A 19,475-nucleotide genomic window follows, 5' to 3' on the forward strand; every position below is an offset into this window, starting at 1 on the left:
AAACTAGCTGAGGCACCACCACCGGCCACGCGCTCAAAGTACGTCAGGCACGTCGGCATTTTGCCCACGCCCCGATCTTCAGGCATACTGTTCAGGTTGCCTCGCGCTTGGTTAGCGCCTGGCCAGGCATACGACCGGCGCCCGAACGGGCGCGTCCGGTCCCCTCCTCGGAGCGCGACGAGATTTGGCCGTGACACGCGCGCGCCAGGGCTGCGTGCGGGCGACGCCCGACCGCAGGGGCCGGTGGACCACGACAGATGAACAGCGGCGCAGTGTCGGGCGTGACGCCAGTCGGCGTAGCGTGCGGGTCCGGACATCGGAGAGTTCCGGACATCGGAGAGTGAGGTAGAGACAGCGTGGCGGGACAAAAGATCCGCATCAGGCTCAAGGCCTACGACCACGAGGCCATTGACGCCTCGGCGCGCAAGATCGTCGAGACGGTCGTCCGGACGGGCGCCAGCGTGGTGGGGCCGGTGCCGCTGCCGACCGAGAAGAACGTGTACTGCGTCATCCGCTCTCCGCACAAATACAAAGACTCCCGGGAGCACTTCGAAATGCGCACGCACAAGAGGTTGATCGACATCCTCGATCCGACACCGAAGACCGTCGACGCGCTGATGCGCATCGACCTGCCGGCCAGCGTCGACGTCAACATCCAGTAGGAGTTTTGGTATGGCCAGAAAGGGCATCCTGGGCACCAAGCTGGGCATGACGCAGGTGTTCGACGACAACAATCGGGTTGTCCCGGTCACGGTGGTCAAGGCCGGCCCCAACGTGGTGACCCGAATCCGCACACCCGAGCGGGACGGCTACAGCGCGGTGCAGCTGGCCTACGGCGAGATCAACCCGCGCAAGGTCAACAAGCCGTTGACCGGTCAGTACGTCGCTGCCGGGGTCAATCCCCGTCGGCACCTGGCCGAGCTGCGGCTCGACGATGCCGAGGCGGCCGCCGAGTACGAAGTGGGCCAGGAGCTGACCGCCGAGATCTTCGCCGAGGGAAGCTACGTCGACGTGACCGGCACCTCCAAGGGCAAGGGCTTCGCCGGCACCATGAAACGGCACGGCTTTCGCGGCCAGGGCGCCGGCCACGGCGCCCAGGCCGTGCACCGCCGGCCGGGGTCCATCGGCGGCTGCGCCACCCCGGCGCGGGTATTCAAGGGTACCCGGATGGCCGGCCGGATGGGCAACGACCGGGTGACCACGCAGAACCTGCTGGTCCACAAGGTCGACGCCGAACACGGCGTGCTGCTGATCAAGGGCGCAGTTCCCGGCCGCACCGGCGGACTCGTCATGGTTCGCACCGCGATCAAACGAGGTGAGAAGTAATGGCCGCCGTCGTGATTGACGTGAAAACGCCGGACGGAAAGACCGAGGGCTCGGTGGAGTTGCCGGCCGAGCTGTTCGACGCGCCGGCGAACATCGCCGTGATGCACCAAGTGGTCACCGCACAGTTGGCGGCGGCTCGGCAGGGTACGCATTCGACGAAGACGCGCGGCGATGTCCGCGGCGGTGGCCGCAAGCCCTACCGGCAGAAGGGAACCGGCCGGGCCCGGCAGGGCTCGACGCGCGCGCCGCAGTTCACCGGTGGTGGCGTCGTGCACGGCCCCAGGCCGCGTGACTACAGCCAGCGGACCCCGAAGAAGATGATCGCCGCCGCACTGCGGGGAGCTTTGTCCGACCGCGCCCGCAACGGCCGGGTCCACGCCGTCACCGAGCTGGTTTCGGGTCAAACGCCGTCGACCAAGAGCGCCAAGGCGTTTCTGGCGACACTGACCGACCGCAAGCAGATACTGGTGGTGATCGGGCGTAGTGACGAGACCGGGGCCAAGAGCGTGCGCAACCTGCCCGGGGTGCACGTGCTGGCTCCCGACCAGCTCAACACCTATGACGTGCTGCGCGCCGACGATGTGGTGTTCTCCGTCGAGGCTTTGGACGCCTACATCGCCGCGAACACGAAGTCCGCCGAGGAGGTTTGCAGCTGATGGCGACCGTTACCGACCCTCGTGACATCATCGTGGCGCCGGTCATCTCGGAGAAGTCGTTCCGCCTGATCGACGACAACGTCTATACCTTTTTGGTGCACCCCGACTCGAACAAGACGCAGATCAAAATCGCGATCGAGAAGATCTTCTCGGTCAAGGTGGCCGCGGTGAACACCGCGAACCGGCAGGGCAAGCGCAAGCGCACCAGGAGCGGATACGGCAGGCGCAAGAGCACCAAACGCGCCCTCGTCACCCTGGCGCCGGGCAGCAAGCCGATAGACCTTTTCGGGGCAACGGCGTAGCCGAGGACAGAGGGACACGACATGGGAATTCGCAAGTACAAGCCGACGACTCCGGGTCGTCGGGGCGCGAGTGTCTCCGACTTCGCCGAGATCACCCGCTCACGGCCGGAGAAGTCGTTGGTGCGGCCGCTGCACGGACGCGGCGGGCGTAACGCGCACGGCCGGATCACCACCCGGCACCAGGGCGGTGGGCACAAGCGCGCCTACCGGGTGATCGACTTCCGTCGCAACGACAAGGACGGCGTCAACGCGAAAGTCGCCCACATCGAGTACGACCCGAACCGCACCGCCAACATCGCGCTGCTTCACTACATCGATGGCGAAAAACGCTATATCATCGCGCCACAAGGACTTTCGCAGGGCGACGTGGTGGAGTCGGGCGCTAACGCCGACATCAAACCGGGTAATAATCTGCCACTGCGCAACATCCCCGCCGGCACCCTGATCCACGCGGTGGAGCTGCGGCCCGGCGGCGGCGCCAAGCTGGCCCGCTCGGCTGGGTCGAGCATCCAGTTGCTTGGCAAGGAGGGCAGTTACGCGTCGCTGCGAATGCCCAGCGGTGAGATCCGCCGGGTCGACGTGCGGTGCCGCGCCACGATCGGCGAGGTCGGCAACGCCGAGCAGGCCAACATCAACTGGGGCAAGGCCGGCCGGATGCGCTGGAAGGGCAAGCGTCCGTCGGTGCGTGGTGTGGTGATGAACCCGGTGGACCACCCCCATGGCGGCGGTGAGGGCAAGACCTCGGGCGGACGCCACCCGGTCAGCCCCTGGGGCAAGCCCGAAGGCCGGACCCGCAAACCGCACCGGCCCAGCGACAAACTCATCGTCCGACGTCGGCGCACCGGCAAGAAGCACGGACGTTAGCGCCGGTGACGATGCAGAGCGCGCAGCGTGATGAGGAGGAGCCGGGCAATGAGTGAAGGCCAGGAGTAGTCGAACATGCCACGAAGCCTGAAGAAAGGTCCGTTCGTCGACGACCATCTGCTCAAGAAGGTCGACGCACAGAACGAGAAGAACACCAAACAGGTCATCAAGACCTGGTCGCGGCGTTCCACCATCATCCCGGACTTCATCGGCCACACGTTCGCGGTCCACGACGGTCGCAAGCATGTGCCGGTGTTCGTCACCGAGGCGATGGTCGGTCACAAACTCGGCGAGTTCGCGCCCACCCGCACCTTCAAGGGACACATCAAAGACGACCGGAAAGCCAAGCGGCGATGACAAAGACTCTTGGGGCAACGGGAACCACGGAATTCCCCTCCGCGACCGCCAAGGCACGGTTTGTGCGGGTCTCGCCGACCAAGGCCCGCCGGGTGATCGACCTGGTGCGCGGCAAGTCCGTGACCGAGGCTCTCGACATCCTGCGCTGGGCGCCGCAGGCGGCCAGCGTGCCGGTGGCCAAGGTGATCGCCAGCGCGGCCGCCAACGCGGCGAACAACAACGGCCTCGATCCGGCGACGCTGGTGGTCGCCACCGTCTACGCCGACGGCGGCCCGACGGCCAAGCGGATCCGCCCGCGCGCCCAGGGCCGGGCGTTTCGGATCCGCCGGCGCACCAGCCACATCACGGTGGTGGTGGAAAGCCGGCCGGTGAAAGATCAGCGGTCGCAGTCGGCGCGGGCACGTCGCGCGCAGGCCAGCAAAGCAGCCGCCAAGGCGCCGGCGAAAAAGGCAACTGCGAAGGGAGGCTCGCGGTAGTGGGCCAGAAGATCAATCCGCACGGCTTCCGGCTCGGCATTACCACCGACTGGAAGTCTCGGTGGTATGCCGACAAACAGTATGCCGAATACATCAAGGAAGACGTCGCGATCCGGCGCCTGCTGGCCAGCGGTCTGGAGCGGGCGGGGATCGCCGACGTGGAGATCGAACGCACCCGCGAGCGGGTGCGGGTCGACATCCACACCGCTCGGCCGGGCATCGTCATCGGCCGTCGCGGCACGGAGGCCGACCGTATCCGCGCGGATCTGGAAAAGCTGACCGGCAAACAGGTGCAGCTCAATATTCTGGAGGTGAAAAACCCCGAGGCGCAGGCGCAGTTGGTGGCCCAGGGCGTGGCCGAACAGCTGAGCAACCGGGTGGCGTTCCGGCGTGCCATGCGCAAGGCGATCCAGTCGGCGATGCGCCAGCCCAACGTCAAGGGCATCCGGGTGCAGTGCTCGGGTCGCCTTGGCGGCGCGGAGATGAGTCGCTCGGAGTTCTATCGGGAAGGCCGGGTCCCGCTGCACACGCTGCGCGCCGACATCGACTACGGCCTGTATGAGGCCAAGACCACTTTCGGGCGGATCGGCGTGAAGGTGTGGATCTACAAGGGCGACATCGTCGGCGGCAAGCGCGAATTGGCTGCTCCGGCGGCCGGCGGCGGGGAGCGTCCGCGACGTGAGCGACCGTCGGGCACCCGCCCGCGGCGCAGCGGCGCCGCGGGCACCACGGCGACGAGCACCGAGGCCGGGCGGGCCGCCTCCGGTGCCGAGGACGCTGCCGCGACCGCCGGGGAACCGGCCCCGGAGACACCGAGCACGGAGGCCTGAGTCATGTTGATCCCCCGCAAGGTCAAGCACCGCAAGCAGCATCATCCCCGTCAACGCGGCATCGCCAGCGGCGGCACGACGGTGACCTTCGGCGACTACGGCATTCAGGCCCTCGAGCATGCCTACATCACCAACCGGCAGATCGAGTCCGCGCGCATCGCCATCAACCGGCACATCAAGCGCGGCGGCAAGGTGTGGATCAACATCTTCCCGGACCGCCCGCTGACCAAGAAGCCGGCGGAGACGCGCATGGGTTCGGGTAAAGGTTCACCGGAATGGTGGGTCGCCAACGTCAAGCCGGGCCGGGTGCTTTTCGAGCTCAGCTTCCCCAACGAATCGGTCGCCCGGGCGGCGTTGACCAGAGCGATCCACAAGCTGCCGATCAAGGCACGCATCATCACCCGAGAGGAGCAGTTCTGATGGCTGTCGGTGTTTCCGCCGGCGAACTGCGCGAGCTCACCGGCGAAGAGCTGATCGACCGGCTTCGTGAATCCAAGGAGGAGCTATTCAATCTGCGCTTCCAGATCGCGACCGGGCAACTCAACAACAACCGTCGAATCCGCACGGTGCGCAGGGAAATCGCGCGCATCTACACCGTGCTGCGGGAACGTGAACTCGGCCTGGCGTCCGGGCCCGAGGGTGAGGAATCGTGATGGCAGAGGCGAAGACTGCTGAGGGGGCCGCTGCGAAGAAAGCCACTCCCACAAAGGCCGGCGCCAACGACGCTGCCCAGCCCGGCGACGGCAAGGGCCCCAAGCACACTCCGCGCACCCCCAAGCCGCGGGGCCGGCGCAAGACCCGGGTCGGTCTGGTGGTGAGCGACAAGATGCAGAAAACCATCGTGGTCGAACTGGAGGACCGGATGAAGCATCCGCTGTACGGCAAGGTCATCCGGACCACCAAAAAAGTCAAGGCGCACGACGAGAACAGCATTGCCAGTGTCGGTGACCGGGTGTCGCTGATGGAAACCCGCCCGCTGTCGGCGACCAAGCGCTGGCGGCTGGTCGAGATCCTGGAGCGGGCTAAATAAGTCACGTCCACCTTACAGCCTCGCGCAGCAGGGTTTTTCTGCGAGGATGCCGGCTTCGGCGATGAGTTCAACATGGCGGCACCGGCCGGTGTAGTGTCACGCCATCTGATCCGCGCGAGTGCGAGAAAGGGTCGGCGATGACAACCGGGGCGCAGCAGTTCACGGGAAAGATAGCGCTGGACATTCGCGATTCTCAACCGGATTGGGGTCCCTATGCAGCACCGACCGCTCCAAAGAACGCGCCCAATGTCCTCTATCTGGTCTGGGACGACGTCGGCATCGCGACCTGGGACTGTTTTGGTGGACTGGTCGACATGCCGGCCATGACCCGGATCGCCGAGCGGGGAGTGCGGCTGACCCAGTTCCACACCACCGCGCTGTGCTCGCCGACCCGGGCGGCCCTGTTGACCGGCCGCAACCCCACCACGGTGGGCATGGCGACCATCGAAGAATTCACCGACGGTTTCCCCAACTGCCACGGACGGATCCCGGCCCAGACCGCGCTGGCATCGGAGGTGCTCGCCGAGCACGGCTACAACACCTACGCGATCGGCAAGTGGCACCTGACGCCGCTGGAGGAGTCCAACCTGGCCGCGACGAAGCGGCACTGGCCGCTGTCGCGAGGTTTCGAGCGTTTCTACGGGTTCCTCGGCGGTGAGACCGACCAGTGGTATCCCGACTTGGTCTATGACAACCATCCGGTGTCGCCGCCGGCCACCCCGGGCGAGGGTTATCACCTGTCCAAGGACATCGCCGACAAGACGATCGAGTTCATCCGCGACGCCAAGGTGATCGCCCCGGACAAGCCCTGGTTCGCTTACCTGTGCCCCGGCGCCGGGCATGCTCCACACCACGTCGCGCCCGAGTGGGCCGACAGATACGCCGGCCGTTTCGACATGGGATATGAGAAGTACCGCGAAATCGTCCTGGAGCGGCAGAAGTCGATGGGTATCGTGCCGGCCGAGACCGAACTCTCGCCGGTGAACCCGTGCCGGGATGTGACGGGTCCGCAAGGCCAGCCGTGGCCGCTGCAGGACACCGTGCGCCCGTGGGAGACGCTCAGCGCCGACGAGGAGAAGCTGTTCTGCCGGATGGCCGAGGTGTTCGCGGGTTTCCTGAGCTACACCGACGCCCAGATCGGGCGGATCCTGGACTATCTCGACGAGTCCGGACAGCTGGACAACACCCTCGTCGTGGTGATCTCCGACAACGGGGCCAGCGGCGAGGGCGGACCGAACGGTTCGGTCAACGAGACCAAGTTCTTCAACGGCTACATCGACACCGCCGAAGAGAGCATGCGGTACCTCGAGCGTCTCGGTGGCCCGCAGACCTATCCTCATTACCCGATCGGGTGGGCGATGGCCTTCAACACTCCCTACAAGTTGTACAAGCGCTACGCCTCACATGAGGGCGGCATCGCCGATGTGGCCATCATCTCCTGGCCCGACGGGATCGCGGCCCACGGAGAAGTTCGCGACCACTACATCAATGTCTGCGACATCACCCCCACGGTCTACGACCTGCTGGGCATCGACCCGCCGCACACTGTCAAGGGAATCACCCAGAAGCCGCTGGATGGCGTGAGTTTCAAAGCCGCCCTTGCCGATCCGGGCGCCGATACCGGCAAGGACACCCAGTTCTACACGATGCTGGGCACCCGGGGCATCTGGCACCGGGGATGGTTCGCCAGCGCCGTGCACGCCGCCGCGCCGTCGGGGTGGTCGCATTTCGACGCCGACCGCTGGGAGCTGTTCCACATCGCAGCCGACCGCAGCCAGTGCCACGACCTGGCCGCCGAGCATCCGGACAAGCTCGAGCAGCTCAAAGGCCTGTGGTTCTCCGAGGCCGCCAAGTACGACGGGCTGCCGCTGGCGGACCTGAACATCGTCGAAACGATGTCGCGGTGGCGGCCTTCACTGACCGGGGAGCGACGTACCTATACCTACTACCCCGATACGGCCGCCGTGGGCATCGGCGCCGCCGTCGAATTGCGCGGGCAGTCGTTCTCGGTGCTGGCCGAGGTGAGGGTGGACAGCGCCGCAGCCGAAGGTGTGCTGTTCAAGCAGGGCGGCGCTCACGGCGGGCATGTTCTGTTCATCCGAGACGGGAGACTGCACTACGTCTACAACTTCCTGGGCGAGCGCGAGCAGGCGATTTCCGCGCCCGAAGCCGTGCCGTTGGGCAGACACCTTCTCGGTGTCCGCTATACCCGAACCGGAACAATGGACAACAGCCACACCCCGCTGGGGGAGGCCACGCTGTTCGTCGACGACACCGCGGTCGCCACGGAGCCGCAGATGATCACCCACCCGGCAACATTCGGCTTGGCCGGCGCGATGCTCAGCGTCGGGTACAACGCCGGCTCGGCGGTGTCGAGCCGCTACCAGGCGCCGTTCGCCTTCACCGGCGGTACCATCGCACAGGTGACGGTCGACACCTCGGGTGCACCGTACCAAGACTTGGAAAAGGAACTGGCGCTGGCTTTTTCGCGTGACTGAAGACATCCTGACCGAGCTGGTCGAGCTGCCCGGCGGATCGTTTCGGATGGGCTCGACGAGCTTTTACCCCGAAGAGGCGCCGATCCACACCGTGACCGTGCGCGCGTTCGCGGTGGAACGCCACCCGGTGACCAATGCCCAGTTCGCGGAATTCGTCGCCGCAACGGGGTACCTCACGGTAGCCGAACAACCGATCGATCCCCGGCTCTACCCGGGAGTGGATCCTGACAGTCTGACTCCGGGTGCGCTGGCTTTCCGCCCGACGCCGGGACCGGTCGACCTGAGTGACTGGCGACGGTGGTGGTGCTGGGCGCCGGGCGCCAGCTGGCGACACCCGTTCGGGCCCGACAGTGACATCGCGGACAAAGCCGACCATCCCGTGGTCCAGGTGGCCTATCCCGATGCCGCGGCCTACGCCCGCTGGGCCGGGCGGCGGTTGCCGACCGAGGCCGAGTGGGAATACGCCTGTCGCGGCGGGTTGAGCACGACGTATGCCTGGGGTGACGAGGAGAAGCCCGGCGGGCAGCTGATGGCCAACACCTGGCAGGGCAGGTTCCCGTACCGCAACGACGGCGCTCTGGGCTGGACGGGAACCTCCCCGGTGGGCATATTCCCGCCCAACGCCTTCGGTCTGATCGACATGATCGGCAACGTATGGGAGTGGACCACCACCGAGTTCTCGGCGCACCATCGGCTCGATCAGGCGCCGAAGCCGTGCTGCGCACCGTCGGGCCCGGCGGATCCGACGGTCAGCCAGACGCTCAAGGGCGGGTCACACCTGTGCGCGCCGGAATACTGCCACCGTTACCGTCCGGCGGCGCGGTCACCGCAGTCGCAGGACACCGCGACCACCCACATCGGGTTCCGCTGCGTGGCGGATGCGCGGCAGCCAGCGCATAGAATCACGAACGCAGGCGGGCGGCATCAGGGTCAGGACACCTCTACATCCCGCCCGCGAAGAGAGCTTCGGTGAAAGGCCCCACGCCACGTGGCAAAGATCCAGCGCATCGAAGAGTGGGATCCAGAAGACGCCACCGCCTGGCATGCCGGCAACCACGTCATCGCCCGGCGAAACCTGATCTGGTCGATCGCCACGGTGCACGTCGCCTCATCAATCTGGTACCTGTGGTCGGTCATCGTGCTTTTCATGCCGCAGTCGGTCTACGGCTTCAAGCCCGGCGACAAGTTGCTGCTGACCGCCACCGCGATCCTGGTGGGGGCGCTCGCGCGCATCCCGTACACGATCGCTGCGGCGAGGTTCGGCGGTCGCAACTGGATGACGTTCTCGTCGGTGGTGCTGCTGGTCCCCACCGTCGGGACCATGGTGCTGCTGGCGCATCCCGGTTTGCCGTTCTGGCCGTATTTGCTGTGCGCAGCCCTGACCGGATTGGGCGGCGGCAGTTACTCGGTGTCGCTGACCAACGCCGACGCGCTCTACCCGCACCGGCGCAAGGGTTTGGCGCTGGGTCTTACCGGCGGTGTCGCCGATCTCGGGGCGGCAACCATCCAGTTAGTCGGTTTATTGGCGCTGGCCACCGCTAGTCATGCAGCACCGTACTGGATCTGCGCGATCTACTCGACGTTGCTGGCCGTGGTCGGTGTCGGCGCGGCGCTGGGAATGGACAACATCGCTCGTCGCGTCAACGCGGCCGACTTGATATCTGTCCTGCGGGTACCCGACACGTGGGTGATCTCGCTGTTGTACATGATCGCCTCGGGTTCCTTCCTCGGTTTCGCGTTCGCCTTCGGTCAGGTGTTGCAGATCAACTTCCTCGCCAGCGGTCAAAGCCACGCAAGCGCGTCATTGCACGCCGCCGAGATCGCCTTCGCCGGGCCGCTGCTGGGATCGCTGGCACGGGTCGGTGGGGGTGCAGTGAGTGACCGCTTCGGGGGTGGCCGGGTCACGCTGGGCATCTTCGGCGGGTCGACCCTGGCCGGCGGATTGCTGGTCGGCGCGAGCCGATACGACGACCTCGCGGGTGGCCCCGGCGGGCCCGTGTCAGGGCTGACAGGTGCGTTGATCGCACTCGCCGGCACGATCGGCGCGCTCGGAGCCATGGGGACTAACGTGGCCCTGCGGCAGTCATATGCGAGCACCGGCACCGAGACGCCGGCATTCGTGGCATTTTTGGTGTGCTACTTCGGCCCACGATCGTGACGTGGGCCCGGTACGTGCGGCCGTCCGGCCGGCGATAACGCGAGCACGAGGTAGGCTATCGCAACGATTCGAATGGATTTTGCAGTATTGCCGCCAGAGGTCAATTCTGGTCTTTTGTATACGGGTCCGGGGTCAGGCCCCATGCTGGCCGCCGCCGCCGCGTGGGACGGTGTGGCCGCGGAGTTGGAGATCATGGCGGCCGCGTACTCGTCGATGACGTCTGGGCTGGCCGGCAGATGGCACGGCTTGTCGTTCGCGGCGATGGCCGCCGCGGCCCGGTCGTATACGACATGGCTCGACACCACCGCCGTCCGTGCGCGTCAAACCGCGGCCCAAGCCCGTGCCGCGGCGGCCGCCTACGAGGCCGCATTTGCCGCCACCGTGCCGCCGGCGGCCGTGGCGGCCAATCGCAGCTTGTTGGCATCGCTGGTGGCAACCAATATTTTCGGGCAGAACACCCCGGCTATCGCCGCTACCGAACTCGATTACGCCGAGATGTGGGAGCAAGACGCCGCGGCGATGTACGGCTACGCCAGGTCCGCTTCGGCGGCATCCGCGTTGGCTCCGTTCGACGAGCCGCCGCCTACCACCAACTCCACCAGTCTGGGTGCGCAGGCCGCAGCAGTCACTCGCGCCGCCCAGACACCGGCACAGACGTTGCCGGCTCTGCTGTCCTCGGTTCCCCAGTCAGTGCACGCCATGGCAGCCCCGGCGGCGGCCGACCCGCCGTCGCTCGTGGACGTGCTGACAAATGTCACCATCGGGTCGCTGTCGCCCATCGATTTGTTGTCCGGGGCTCCCGAAGGCGAGCTGGTCAGCCTGTTGATGTACTCGGTCGTCCAAACCGGGGTCAACTTTGCGAACGTGGCCGGCAAGTTCGACCAAGTCGTGCTGGGTCTCGTGCCGGGCGGGTCTGGTTCCGGAGGTGTGCTGGCCGGCTCGGCAACGCCGGCCCCGGTGTCAGTCAGTGTGGGCCGTGCGGCTTTGGTCAGTACCATGTCCGTCCCGCATAGTTGGGTGCTGGCGGCCCCGGAAATCAAGCCGGTTGCAGTGCTGGTGCCGGTGTCGGATCCGGCTGCGGCCGCGGCAGCGGTCACTGCCGCCGAGGAAGGAAACCTGTTCGGTGACATGGCGCTCTCCGGCCTGGCCGGACGGGCGATCGTCGGGACCGGCGCCGGCGCCGCCTCAGCGGGCAAAGTGCGCACCGCGGATGCTGCGCCGGCAGACGATGCGACCATAAACATCATCCTGATAACCGAAGACAACGACGAATAACCCGTGACCGCACGGTGCAACGCGGCACCCTAGACCGAAGGGGCAGGGATGGACTACGGGATGTTGCCGCCGGAAATCAATTCCGGCCGTATCTACGCCGGCGCCGGGTCCGAATCCATGTCGCAGGCCGCGGCGGCGTGGGATATCCTCGCCGCCGAACTGCGCTCCGCGGCAGATTCTTACGCGTCGGTACTGTCGTCGCTGTCGGCTGAATGGCTCGGCCCCTCGGCGGCGCGGATGGCGGCCGCAGCCAGACCGTATACAGCATGGCTGCGCGACACCGCTGCGCGAGCCGAGCAAGCCGCCGTCCAGGCCAGGATGGCCGTCCGCGCCTACCAGGCAGCCGTTGCGGCGACGGTGCCCCCAGCGGTGATCGCAGCCAATCGCAGCGAGTTGGCGGCATTGATCGCGACGAACACCTTCGGCCACAACGCGCAGGCGATCACGGCGGTCGAGGCACAGTACGCGCAGATGTGGGCTCAGGATGCCGCCGCAATGTACAACTACGCGGCGTCGTCCGCGGCCGCTACCCGGTTGGCGCCGTTCACACCCGCGCCCCCCACGACAAATCGGGGCGGCGCCGCGACCCCGGCCGTCTCGGCCGCTCAGGAGATCGGTGCGTCCGCGGGCGGGGTGCAGCCGGTACTCGCGCAGCTGGCCGACCTGATGTCCACGACACCGTCAATCCTGAATAACGCCGCGACTTCGGCGCAGACGTTCTCACCGACGATGACGTCGCTGCTCGACCTGTTGAGTTCGTCGTCGCCGTTGTCGATCGCGGCTGATCTGCTGGATACGAGCTTGAGAGGCGTCCTGGTGGGAGCTGCTGGCCTGGTTAACACCATGTTCGGGATGAACCTCGACATTTTGTGGATGCAGGGCGCGATATCCTCGGTGGGGCTTTCTGCAGCGTCGGGGCCGCAATTTGGTGCATCGATGACGGCGCTGGATGCGGACCTGGCGGCAGCCGCCCCGGTGGTCTCGGCGCAGCTGGGCAGCGCTGCGCTGGCGGGCGGGTTATCGGTACCGCCGAGCTGGGCGGCGGCCACGCCCACGGTCAAGCTGGTTGCCTCCGGATTGCACGGTACCGGCACTGCGGCAGCCCCTGTGGTGGCGGCAAAGACCATCGAAGGCCTGGCAGGCCAGATGACCCTGGCAAGCGCGGTCGGCGGCGCGCTCGGCAAGGCGATCCCGCCCGCGGTCAACGTGACAACGATGCGCCGATCAGAAACGTCACGCGGCAAGGACGGTTCGAAGCCCAGCAAATTCGAACGGGTCCTGGCCGAACTCTCCCAGAAGCCCGAATCGGTTCAGCACTGGCACACCGACAAGGCGCACCTCGAGAGTCTGCTGGAACAACTCTCGAAGAAACCGGGTACCCATGCGGTACACATCCATACCGGCGACAAGAAAAGGCCCTAACGAAATCGGTTGGCTAGGGCTGGACGTGGATGCCGCACTCGGTCTTGGCGAACCCCGCCCAGCGTCCGCTGCGTTTGTCGGCGCCCGGGGCCGGTTTGGTGGTCATCGGGGCACAGCCGATGGACGTGTAGCCCTCGTCCATCAGGGGATTGACCAGGACCTTGTTTTTGCTGATGTAATCATCGAGATCTTGGTCCGACCAGGCGGCGATCGCATTGACCTTGACCAGCTTGAATTTTTCGTCGAAGCTGATCAGCGGCGCGTTGGCACGGCTCGGCGAATCGGCACGGCGAAGCGCGGTGACCCAGGCGGAAAAGTCGGGCAGCGTTTTGGTCAGTGGGACCACTTTGCGCAGCCGGCAACACTCGTCGGGGTCGGTGTAGCACAGGCTGGTGCCCAGCGCCAGCACCTCGGGTTCAGGGTGCAAGGTCATCAACCGGATGTCGTAGCTGGCTTCGACCGCGTCGCGCATGCCGAGGGTTTCGGGGAATTCGTTGCCGGTGTCGATGTAGAGCACCTGCACGCCGGGACGAACTTTTGCGGCCAGGTCCACTATCACCGCGTCCTGCATGCTGCAGGCCACCACGTAGCCGTCGGCGCCGAAGGTTTCATCGGTCCAGCGCAGCAGGTCGACGGCGCTGGCACCGTCGAGGCGAGCCGCGCCGTCCGCCGCGAGCTGACGCAGTTGCGCTTCGGTAAAAGAACGAGCCACCCATATCTCCCATCGTCGCGTTTGTCATTACCACGGTATCCACCGTGAGAACGGGCTGCCAGGGCCGAGGCCGCGGGGTCGCTGGGCGCCTGGACAGCGGGAGGTATCGGCGCAAGACCTCGGCGAGCGTTCACAGTCGGGTCAGGAACAGGGCCGCCGCACCGCTTGGGCTCGGTGCGCCTGCACGGTGAGCTCCGCGATTCCGGCGGTCAGGCCGGCCAGAGCCTCCGGCCGCAACCGGTAGTACGTGTACCGTCCGCGCGGCTCGGCGGCAACGAAACCCGCTTCGCGCAGGATACGCAGGTGGTGGCTGATGGTGGACTGGCGCGCTCCGGTGTCGCGCACCAGGTGGCAGGTGCACATCTGCTCGCGGGTGAGCAGGCGCACGATGTGCGCGCGCAACGGATCACCGAAGAGCTTCACCGCTGCCTCGGCGACGTCGAGTGGCGGGCCCGCTCCGGAAGCACGTTGCTCAACTTCGCCTAGCGTCGAGATCAACATATTTCAATGAGAGACGCATGAACGGTCGGCGTCAAGCTATCGCCAAAGCATGAAAGCATTGTGCTGGTGGGGTGTTAAGCGATCATCTTCGGCGCCAACATTGTCAGATCAGCTTGATCTATCGATTTAAGTCGATGTAATGTCCCGGGCAGGGTTGTGAGAAGGGCCCCGACGGCATTGTGCCCCCGTAGCGGAGAAGGTAGGAATGAGCTGGAAATGAGCAAAGTCGCGGTAAAAGTCGAGGTGTTCGAACCCGCGTTGTGCTGCGCGACCGGCGTGTGTGGTGAGGACGTCGACCAGGACCTGGTGACGTTTTCGGCCGACATGGATTTCGTCCGCAGCCTTGGCGGTGACGTGGCGCGCTACAACCTGGCAAGCGAACCCCTCGCGTTCGCCGAAAACCACACTGTGAAGGCGTTTTTGGAGATCGCCGGCTCCGACGGGCTGCCGCTGGTGCTGGTGGACGGCGTCACCGTGATGACCGGTCGATACCCCGACCGTGCCCAGCTGGCGCGCTGGGCCGGCGTGGCGGCGGACGGGCCCGCGTCACCGGCGATGCTCGACATCACCGAAACAGGCGCAGGCGGGTGCTGCGGCGGCGCCGACACCACCTGCTGTTGAGACGGGTTGCGCCATGAAGTTTTTGGACAATGCGCCCCGGTTCGTGTTCTTCACCGGCAAGGGCGGGGTCGGCAAAACCTCCATCGCGTGTGCCACCGCGGTCACCCTGGCCCGCCAAGGCAAGACGGTCCTGCTGGTCAGCACCGATCCGGCATCCAACATCGGGCAGGTGTTCGAGATGAGCATCGGCAACGTCGTCACCGAGATTCCCGCGGTCGCCGGGCTGGCGGCGTTGGAAATCGACCCGCAGCAGGCGGCCGACGCCTACCGGGAACGCATCGTCGCTCCGGTGCGCGGGCTGCTGCCCGATGCCGAGATCCGGGCGATCACCGAACAGCTGTCCGGATCGTGCACCACCGAAATCGCGTCGTTCAACGAGTTCACCGACCTGCTCACCGATTCCGGCGGTGACGTCGGACGCTTCGACCACGTGCTGTTCGACACCGCCCCCACCGGGCACACCATCCGGCTGCTGCAGCTGCCCGGGTCGTGGACCGATTTTCTCAACGACGGCAAGGGTGACGCCTCCTGTCTGGGACCTTTGTCCGGCCTGGACAAGCAGCGCGCCGCCTACGCCGAGGCCGTGGCAGCGCTGGCCGATCCGGCACGCACCCGGCTGGTACTGGTCTCGAGAGCCCAGAAAGCCGCGCTCGCCGAAACCGCCCGCACCCATCGCGAATTGGCCGCGATCGGGCTGCGCCGCCAACACCTCGTGATCAACGGGGTCTTGCCGGTCCCTGCCGACGACAGCGACCCGCTGGCGACGGCGATCTATCGCCGTGAACAGGATGCGATCGCGCACCTGCCGGCCGAATTAGCCGCGCTGCCCATCGACCAGGTCGGGCTCAAGGCCACCAACGTCGTCGGCCTCGACGCCGTGGCCGCGCTGTTCGCACCCACCGCTGCGGCGCCGGCCGCCGCGGCCCGATCCGACCGCACAGGCCCGGCCCTGGCTGAGCTGATCGACGAGCTCGCCGGCCACGACCACGGGCTGATCCTGTGCATGGGCAAGGGCGGAGTCGGCAAGACCACCATCGCCGCGGCGATCGCGGCGGCATTGGCCCGCCGCGGGCACCCGGTGCATCTCACCACCACCGACCCCGCCGGCGATCTCAGCGCTGCCATCGGTGACACCCTGCCCAACTTGCAGGTGTCGCGGATCGACCCCGCCGAAGAGACCCGCCGATACCGCGAGCACGTGCTGGCCACCAAGGGCGCCGCGCTCGATGCCCGGGGCCGCGCGATGCTCGCCGAAGACCTGCGCTCGCCCTGCACCGAAGAAGTCGCCGTGTTCCAGGCCTTCTCCCGCGTCATCGGGCAATCGCGACGGCAGTTCGTGGTCGTCGACACCGCGCCGAGCGGGCACACCCTGCTGCTGCTCGACGCCACCGGCTCCTACCATCGCGAGGTGGCCCGCCAGCTGGGCAACACGCACTTCGTGACACCGCTGATGCGACTGCAAAACCCGCAGGAAACCAAGGTCATCATCGTCACGCTCGCCGAGACGACCCCGGTCGCAGAAGCCGCAGTCCTGCAGGCCGAACTCGAACGCGCCGGCATCCACCCCTGGGCGTGGGTGATCAACAACTCGTTGGCCGCGGCCAATCCGAGCTCAGCACTGCTGCAGGCGCGCGCGGCCGCGGAGCTGCCGCTGATCGACACAGTGCGAACCGAGCTCGCCGAGCGCACCGCGCTGGTTCGGATGCTCGCCACCGAACCCCGCCCCGTCGCCGATCTGGAAGCGCTCGGAGCGAACCGCATCGCGGCAGCCCTCGAATAGGAGTTCGCACATGGCCACCCGTCACGTCATCGCGGTCGGCGGCAGCGACGCCGGCATCAGCGCCGCGCTGCGCGCCCGCGAACTCGACCCCAGCGTCGAGGTCACCGTCGTCGTCGCCGACGCCTACCCCAACTTCTCCATCTGCGGCATCCCCTACTACGTCTCCGGCGAGGTCACCCACTGGCGGAACCTGGCACACCGCAGCGCCGCCGACCTGCAGGCCACCGGCATGAGGTTGCGCACCGACACCCGGGTCACCGCCATCGACGCCGACGCGCACACCATCGACATCGTCGACGCTTCCGGGGTGGTGGGCCAACTGGGCTACGACGCGCTGATCGTGGGCACCGGCGCGGTCAGCGCGCGACCACCGCTGCCCGGTCTGATCGGACCCGACGCGCTGGGCCCGCACGACGGTGTGCACCTGCTGCACTCGATGGGCGACACCTTCGCGGTGATGAACTCGCTGACCACCCGCGCCCCGCAGACCGCGGCCATCATCGGCGCCGGCTACATCGGCCTGGAGATGGCCGAAGCGCTGACCGCCCGCGGCATCCGCGTCACCCAGATCGAGGCCCTGCCCGAGGTCTTGCCGACGGTCGACCCCGAACTGGGCGGCTTGATCCGCGCCGAACTGCACCGCCACGGCGTGGACGTGCTCACCGGCACCGCCGTCACCGCCGTCGAGCGCGCAGCGAACGGCGCGCTCACCGTGACGGCCCGCCGCGACGACCAAACAGTCCGCCGCACAGTCGATCTCGTTCTCGTCGTGGTCGGGGTGCGGCCCGACACCGAACTGGCTGCGCGCGCCGGGGCCCAACTCGGCCACAAGGGCGCGATCGTCGTCGACGAAGCCATGCGCACCAACCTGCCCGACGTCTTCGCCGCGGGCGACTGCGTGCACACCCACCACCGGCTGCTGGGCACGACCTGGCTACCGCTGGGCACCACCGCGCACAAACAAGGCCGCGTCGCCGGCGAGAACGCGCTCGGCGGCGACGCCCGCTTCGCCGGCAGCCTGGGCACCCAGGTGGTCAAGGTGTTCGACCTCGTGGCCGCGCGCACCGGCCTGCGCGAACCCGAGGCCCGCAGCGCCGGGCGCGGCTGGGCGCCGGTGACCACCGCCAGCGTCTGCGACGACCACAAGGCCTACTACCCCGGCGCTACCCCCGTGCACCTGCGGATCACCGGCGATCGACGCAGCGGGCTGCTGCTCGGGGCCCAGCTGGTCGGGCACCGCAGCGCCGAAATCGCCAAGCGCGTCGACACGTTCGCCACCGCGCTGTATCACGCCATGACCGTCGACGCCATCAGCGAGCTCGACCTGTCCTACACGCCACCGCTCGGATCACCGTGGGACGCCGTGCAACTCGCAGCCCAACATTGGGTCCGCGACCATCGGCCGGCGTGCTCCTGGTCTAGCCCGCCGCCGTGACGTCCTGCGGCCAACTGAGCCGGCGGCGAAGCCACAGGGCCACATAGACCAAACCCAGCAACACCGGGACCTCGATCAGCGGGCCGACCACCCCGGCCAGGGCCTCACCGGAGGTGACGCCGAACACGCCGATGGCCACCGCGATCGCCAGCTCGAAGTCGTTGCTGGCCGCCGAGAACGCCAGGGCCGCCGTGCGGGCGTAGGGCAACCGCAGCCACCGGCCGATGGCGAACCCCGCGACCCACATCGCCGCGAAATAGACCAGCAACGGCAGCGCGATCCGGGCCACGTTCAGCGGCTGGGACGTGATGGTCTTGCCCTGCAACGCGAACAGCACCACCACGGTGAACAGCAAACCGTATAAGGCGATCGGGCCGATGCGCGGCAGCAGCCGCGACTCGTACCATTCCTGCCCGCGGGTGCGCTCACCCAGCGTCCTGGTGAGGTAGCCGGCTACCAGCGGGATGCCCAGGAACACCGCCACGGTCACCGCGATCTCGGCGAAGGACACGTGCAGGCTCTGGGTCGCCAGACCCAGCCATCCGGGCAAGATGTTGAGGTAGAACACCCCCAGCGCGGCGTAGGCCAACACCTGGAACACGGCGTTGAGCGCCACCAGCACAGCGGCCATCTCCCGGTCACCGCAGGCCAGGTCGGTCCAGATCAGCACCATGGCGATGCAGCGGGCCAGCCCGACCAGGATCACCCCGGTGCGGTAGGCGGGCAACTCCGCCAGCAGCAGCCAGGCCAGTGCGAACATCACGGCCGGACCGACGATCCAATTCAGGATCAGCGAGGTCGCCAGCATTCGCCGGTCGGCGGTGATCCGCCCCACCTCCCGGTAGCGGACCTTGGCCAGCACGGGATACATCATCAACAGCAGCCCGATCGCGATCGGCAGACTGGTGCCGTGGATCGACACCGCGCTCAGCGCCTTCCCCAGGCCCGGCACCACCCGCCCCAGCACCAGCCCGGCCGCCATCGCCAGCGCGATCCAGACCGGCAGAAACCGGTCCACTACCGACAGCTTGTCGACGACATGCGTCGGCGCCGGGGCCGAAATGGACGTGCCTGGCTGCGTGCTCATCGAAGGAAAACCTCGCTCTCGGTGACGGGACACGGGCATCAATTCGACATGCATCAATATTGACTGATGTCGAATCGTCTGGCAAGCGGGCGACGTGCCTGACGTACTTTGAGCGCGTGGCCGGTGGTGGTGCCTCAGCTAGTTT

Annotated in this window: 20 protein-coding genes and 2 pseudogenes; 19 read left to right on the forward strand and 3 right to left on the reverse strand. The window is 67.0% G+C overall.

Going from position 1 to position 19,475, the window contains the following annotated elements; genetic code table 11:
• The first annotated feature begins 356 nt into the window (after window positions 1-356).
• From rpsJ to F6Q13_RS14215, 16 genes and pseudogenes are all read left to right on the forward strand, one after another.
• Window positions 357-662, forward strand: a complete 306-nt coding sequence (gene rpsJ, locus F6Q13_RS14140) for a 30S ribosomal protein S10 (RefSeq protein ID WP_003873519.1) — start codon at window positions 357-359, stop codon at window positions 660-662.
• Between the two features lie 10 nt (window positions 663-672).
• Window positions 673-1,326, forward strand: coding sequence for a 50S ribosomal protein L3 (rplC, locus tag F6Q13_RS14145; protein ID WP_293057589.1), 654 nt, complete (start codon window positions 673-675; stop codon window positions 1,324-1,326).
• Complete coding sequence (gene rplD, locus F6Q13_RS14150) at window positions 1,326-1,982, forward strand: 50S ribosomal protein L4 (protein ID WP_293057592.1); 657 nt, start codon at window positions 1,326-1,328, stop codon at window positions 1,980-1,982. Before rplC ends, rplD begins: the two co-directional genes overlap by 1 nt.
• On the forward strand, window positions 1,982-2,284 hold the full coding sequence (gene rplW, locus F6Q13_RS14155) for a 50S ribosomal protein L23 (RefSeq protein WP_293057636.1): 303 nt from the start codon (window positions 1,982-1,984) through the stop codon (window positions 2,282-2,284). Before rplD ends, rplW begins: the two co-directional genes overlap by 1 nt.
• Before the next feature lie 21 nt (window positions 2,285-2,305).
• Entirely contained in the window at window positions 2,306-3,148 is an 843-nt protein-coding gene (gene rplB, locus F6Q13_RS14160) for a 50S ribosomal protein L2 (protein ID WP_293057595.1), read from the forward strand.
• A gap of 75 nt (window positions 3,149-3,223) precedes the next feature.
• A complete protein-coding gene (rpsS, locus tag F6Q13_RS14165) occupies window positions 3,224-3,505 on the forward strand; it encodes a 30S ribosomal protein S19 (RefSeq protein WP_007167837.1) in 282 nt (93 codons plus the stop codon).
• A pseudogene (gene rplV, locus F6Q13_RS14170) lies at window positions 3,502-3,966 on the forward strand (50S ribosomal protein L22); the annotation flags it as partial. The gene rpsS and the pseudogene rplV, both read left to right, overlap by 4 nt.
• Before the next feature lie 14 nt (window positions 3,967-3,980).
• Window positions 3,981-4,811 (forward strand): 30S ribosomal protein S3, encoded by an 831-nt coding sequence (gene rpsC, locus F6Q13_RS14175; RefSeq protein ID WP_293057601.1) that lies wholly within the window; start codon window positions 3,981-3,983, stop codon window positions 4,809-4,811.
• A gap of 3 nt (window positions 4,812-4,814) precedes the next feature.
• On the forward strand, window positions 4,815-5,231 hold the full coding sequence (gene rplP, locus F6Q13_RS14180) for a 50S ribosomal protein L16 (RefSeq protein ID WP_293057604.1): 417 nt from the start codon (window positions 4,815-4,817) through the stop codon (window positions 5,229-5,231).
• Window positions 5,231-5,464, forward strand: a complete 234-nt coding sequence (gene rpmC, locus F6Q13_RS14185) for a 50S ribosomal protein L29 (protein WP_293057607.1) — start codon at window positions 5,231-5,233, stop codon at window positions 5,462-5,464. The genes rplP and rpmC overlap by 1 nt, the downstream gene beginning before the upstream one ends.
• Window positions 5,464-5,841, forward strand: coding sequence for a 30S ribosomal protein S17 (gene rpsQ, locus F6Q13_RS14190; protein ID WP_293057610.1), 378 nt, complete (start codon window positions 5,464-5,466; stop codon window positions 5,839-5,841). Before rpmC ends, rpsQ begins: the two co-directional genes overlap by 1 nt.
• Window positions 5,842-5,978: 137 nt before the next feature.
• A complete protein-coding gene (locus tag F6Q13_RS14195; RefSeq protein ID WP_293057613.1) occupies window positions 5,979-8,339 on the forward strand; it encodes an arylsulfatase in 2,361 nt (786 codons plus the stop codon).
• A gap of 4 nt (window positions 8,340-8,343) precedes the next feature.
• Window positions 8,344-9,312 (forward strand): formylglycine-generating enzyme family protein, encoded by a 969-nt coding sequence (locus tag F6Q13_RS14200; RefSeq protein WP_293057639.1) that lies wholly within the window; start codon window positions 8,344-8,346, stop codon window positions 9,310-9,312.
• A 15-nt stretch (window positions 9,313-9,327) separates the two neighbouring features.
• A pseudogene (locus F6Q13_RS14205) lies at window positions 9,328-10,535 on the forward strand (MFS transporter).
• A 103-nt stretch (window positions 10,536-10,638) separates the two neighbouring features.
• A complete protein-coding gene (locus F6Q13_RS14210; RefSeq protein ID WP_293057615.1) occupies window positions 10,639-11,772 on the forward strand; it encodes a PPE family protein in 1,134 nt (377 codons plus the stop codon).
• A gap of 48 nt (window positions 11,773-11,820) precedes the next feature.
• The gene (locus F6Q13_RS14215) at window positions 11,821-13,194 is read left to right on the forward strand and encodes a PPE family protein (protein WP_293057618.1); all 1,374 of its coding nucleotides are present in this window, start codon (window positions 11,821-11,823) and stop codon (window positions 13,192-13,194) included.
• Between the two features lie 13 nt (window positions 13,195-13,207).
• On the opposite strand, the gene F6Q13_RS14220 is transcribed toward F6Q13_RS14215, so the two are convergent.
• Together F6Q13_RS14220 and F6Q13_RS14225 are read right to left on the reverse strand one after the other, a co-directional pair.
• Window positions 13,208-13,912, reverse strand: a complete 705-nt coding sequence (locus F6Q13_RS14220; RefSeq protein ID WP_293057642.1) for a phosphoadenylyl-sulfate reductase — start codon at window positions 13,910-13,912, stop codon at window positions 13,208-13,210.
• A gap of 135 nt (window positions 13,913-14,047) precedes the next feature.
• Complete coding sequence (locus F6Q13_RS14225) at window positions 14,048-14,407, reverse strand: helix-turn-helix transcriptional regulator (protein ID WP_293057621.1); 360 nt, start codon at window positions 14,405-14,407, stop codon at window positions 14,048-14,050.
• 216 nt (window positions 14,408-14,623) lie between these two features.
• Here F6Q13_RS14225 and arsD point away from each other — a divergent pair, with 216 nt between their 5' ends.
• Genes arsD through F6Q13_RS14240 form a run of 3 tightly spaced genes read left to right on the forward strand, consistent with a single transcriptional unit; the run spans window position 14,624 to window position 18,243 of the window.
• Window positions 14,624-15,028 (forward strand): arsenite efflux transporter metallochaperone ArsD, encoded by a 405-nt coding sequence (gene arsD, locus F6Q13_RS14230; RefSeq protein WP_293057624.1) that lies wholly within the window; start codon window positions 14,624-14,626, stop codon window positions 15,026-15,028.
• Between the two features lie 13 nt (window positions 15,029-15,041).
• The gene (gene arsA, locus F6Q13_RS14235; protein ID WP_293057627.1) at window positions 15,042-16,808 is read left to right on the forward strand and encodes an arsenical pump-driving ATPase; all 1,767 of its coding nucleotides are present in this window, start codon (window positions 15,042-15,044) and stop codon (window positions 16,806-16,808) included.
• 10 nt (window positions 16,809-16,818) lie between these two features.
• Complete coding sequence (locus F6Q13_RS14240) at window positions 16,819-18,243, forward strand: FAD-dependent oxidoreductase (protein WP_293057630.1); 1,425 nt, start codon at window positions 16,819-16,821, stop codon at window positions 18,241-18,243.
• On the opposite strand, the gene arsB is transcribed toward F6Q13_RS14240, so the two are convergent.
• A complete protein-coding gene (arsB, locus tag F6Q13_RS14245; RefSeq protein WP_293057633.1) occupies window positions 18,227-19,330 on the reverse strand; it encodes an ACR3 family arsenite efflux transporter in 1,104 nt (367 codons plus the stop codon). The genes F6Q13_RS14240 and arsB overlap by 17 nt on opposite strands.
• Between the last annotated feature and the right edge of the window lie 145 nt (window positions 19,331-19,475).

Origin of the sequence: Mycobacterium sp. (assembly GCF_008709575.1) — a bacterium.
Classification (GTDB): Bacteria; Actinomycetota; Actinomycetes; order Mycobacteriales; family Mycobacteriaceae; genus Mycobacterium.